Here is a 2194-nt window from a genome sequence, read left to right on the forward strand (position 1 = left end):
GTAACCGCCCAATAACAAGGTATCTATCTACTCACTCCCTCCTCCAGTATACTGTTAGAAAAACAAAACTGGAGGATTTATTATGTCACAGCCCATCGTCCCATTGACTGTTCCCCAATCTAGACACTTTGAGAAGAAAGGCAGAAACGATATTCTGATGAAGATTCGTCTCGAAAAAGTAGAACTCACTTTCTTTCACTCTATCAACCAAGAGGTATTGGAAACAATCTTGGATAAGGTACTGTTCTATGACAATCCGGCTCAGTGATTTAGGTCAAGTCTATTTGGTTTGCGGGAAAACAGATATGCGTCAAGGGATTGATTCTCTCGCCTACCTTGTCAAAAGTCAATTCAATCTGGATCCCTTTTCAGGTCAGGTCTATCTCTTCTGCGGAGGTCGAAAAGACCGGTTCAAAGCTCTTTACTGGGATGGACAGGGATTTTGGTTATTGTATAAACGTTTTGAAAATGGGAAATTGACCTGGCCAAACAATGAAGAGGAGGTTAAAGCCCTCACTTCCGAACAGGTGGACTGGCTCATGAAAGGTTTTTCTATCAGTCCAAAAATAAATGTTTCAAAAAGTCGTGATTTCTATTGAAATCATGGCTTTTCTTTGTGTATAATAAGACAAAAAGAAGGAGATTGGTTATGTCATCACTAGAAAAAATTATTGAAACACAGTCAAAAACGATAGAGATGATGGCTAATGAACTCACTCTCCTTCGTGAACAGGTTGAGTATCTGAGACAGAAACTCTACGGAAAATCATCAGAGAAGGTTGTGTATCAACCCGGTCAGCTGAGCTTGTTTGGGGAGGAAAGTCTCCCTGAAGAAGAAGCTGACTTACCCAGTTGAAACAGAAACGATTACCTATAAACGCAAGAAAGCTAAGGGAGTTCGTCAGGCTATTTTTAGTCAGTTCACTCCAGAGATTGTTCATCACGAATTGCAGGGCGAAGACTGCACTTGTCCAGACTGTCATGGACAGTTGAAAGAGATTGGTTCTACTGTTCAACGACAAGAGTTGGTCTTTATTCCCGCACAATTAAAGCGGATTGACCATGTTCAACACGCATACAAGTGTCAGGCATGTAGTCAGAAGAATCTAAGCGATAAGATTATCAAGGCTCCCGTTCCTAAGGCACCTTTGGCACACAGCTTGGGTTCGGCTTCTATTATCGCCCATACTATTCATCAGAAGTTCAATCTTAAGGTGCCCAATTACCGTCAGGAAGAGGACTGGCATAAGCTTGGTCTGCCAATCAGTCGGAAGGAAATAGCCAACTGGCACATCAAGTCTAGTCAGTATTATTTCGAACCAATTTATGACCTGTTGCACGAGAAATTGTTGGAGCAGCCTATTCTTCATGCGGATGAGACCTCCTACAAGGTCTTAGAAAATGATAGCCAGTTAACCTTCTACTGGACCTTCTTGTCTGGTAAGCATGAGAAAAAGGGTATCACCCTCTATCATCACGACAAACGACGGAGTGGCTTAGTTGTGGAGAAATTTCTTGGGGACTATGCGGGCTACGTTCATTGTGACATGTGGAGTGCTTATCGTCAATTAGACAAGGCTCAGCTGGTTGGCTGTTGGGCTCACGTCAGACGAAAGTTTTTTGAGGCGACTCCTAAGAAGACAGACAAAACTTCTTTAGGAGCTAAGGGATTAGCTTATTGCGACCGCCTATTTGCCCTGGAGAATGACTGGGCTGACTTGTCTACTGAGGAGCGACTGCATAAACGACAGACAGAGTTGGCTCCCTTGATGGACGAGTTCTTTGATTGGTGCCGTGAACAGGCTGTCTTGCCAGGCTCCAAATTGGGTACTGCAATAGAGTATAGCCTCAAATACGAAACCACCTTCCGAACCGTTCTATCGGACGGTGACCTAGTCCTGTCCAACAATATGGCTGAGAGGGCTATGAAGACCTTGGTGATGGGCAGAAAAAATTGGCTATTCTCTCAAAGCTTTGAGGGAGCCAAGTCAACAGCTGTCATTTTGAGTCTTTTAGAAACAGCTAAGCGACACGGACTTGATGCAGAGAAATATATGAACTATCTTCTAGAACACTTACCTAATGAGGAGACACTCGCAAAAAAGGAGGTGCTGGAGGCTTATTTGCCATGGAAGGAAAAAATTAAGAGAGCATGTAAATAGAAAAAGGTTCCAGAGTCGATAGGACTTTGGAG

At 43.3% G+C, this 2194-nt stretch carries 4 protein-coding genes; all 4 read left to right on the forward strand.

All coding sequences use genetic code 11. From position 1 onward, the window contains the following. Positions 1 to 82: 82 nt before the first annotated feature. From ACHBID_RS11040 to ACHBID_RS11055, 4 genes are read left to right on the forward strand one after another with little or no spacing between them, the layout of a single operon-like run. Positions 83 to 268, forward strand: coding sequence for a hypothetical protein (locus tag ACHBID_RS11040; protein ID WP_105140478.1), 186 nt, complete (start codon positions 83 to 85; stop codon positions 266 to 268). Continuing rightward, on the forward strand, positions 249 to 599 hold the full coding sequence (gene tnpB, locus ACHBID_RS11045) for an IS66 family insertion sequence element accessory protein TnpB (RefSeq protein WP_024407179.1): 351 nt from the start codon (positions 249 to 251) through the stop codon (positions 597 to 599). The genes ACHBID_RS11040 and tnpB overlap by 20 nt, the downstream gene beginning before the upstream one ends. A 50-nt stretch (positions 600 to 649) precedes the next feature. Further along, positions 650 to 856: a transposase gene (locus ACHBID_RS11050; protein WP_105126552.1), complete on the forward strand. Its 207-nt coding sequence runs from the start codon at positions 650 to 652 to the stop codon at positions 854 to 856. Continuing rightward, the gene (locus tag ACHBID_RS11055) at positions 810 to 2162 is read left to right on the forward strand and encodes an IS66-like element short variant transposase (protein ID WP_394732357.1); all 1353 of its coding nucleotides are present in this window, start codon (positions 810 to 812) and stop codon (positions 2160 to 2162) included. Before ACHBID_RS11050 ends, ACHBID_RS11055 begins: the two co-directional genes overlap by 47 nt. Positions 2163 to 2194 lie beyond the last annotated feature (32 nt).

This window comes from Streptococcus sp. A25 (assembly GCF_043674095.1).
In the GTDB taxonomy this organism is placed as follows: domain Bacteria; phylum Bacillota; class Bacilli; order Lactobacillales; family Streptococcaceae; genus Streptococcus; species Streptococcus suis_V.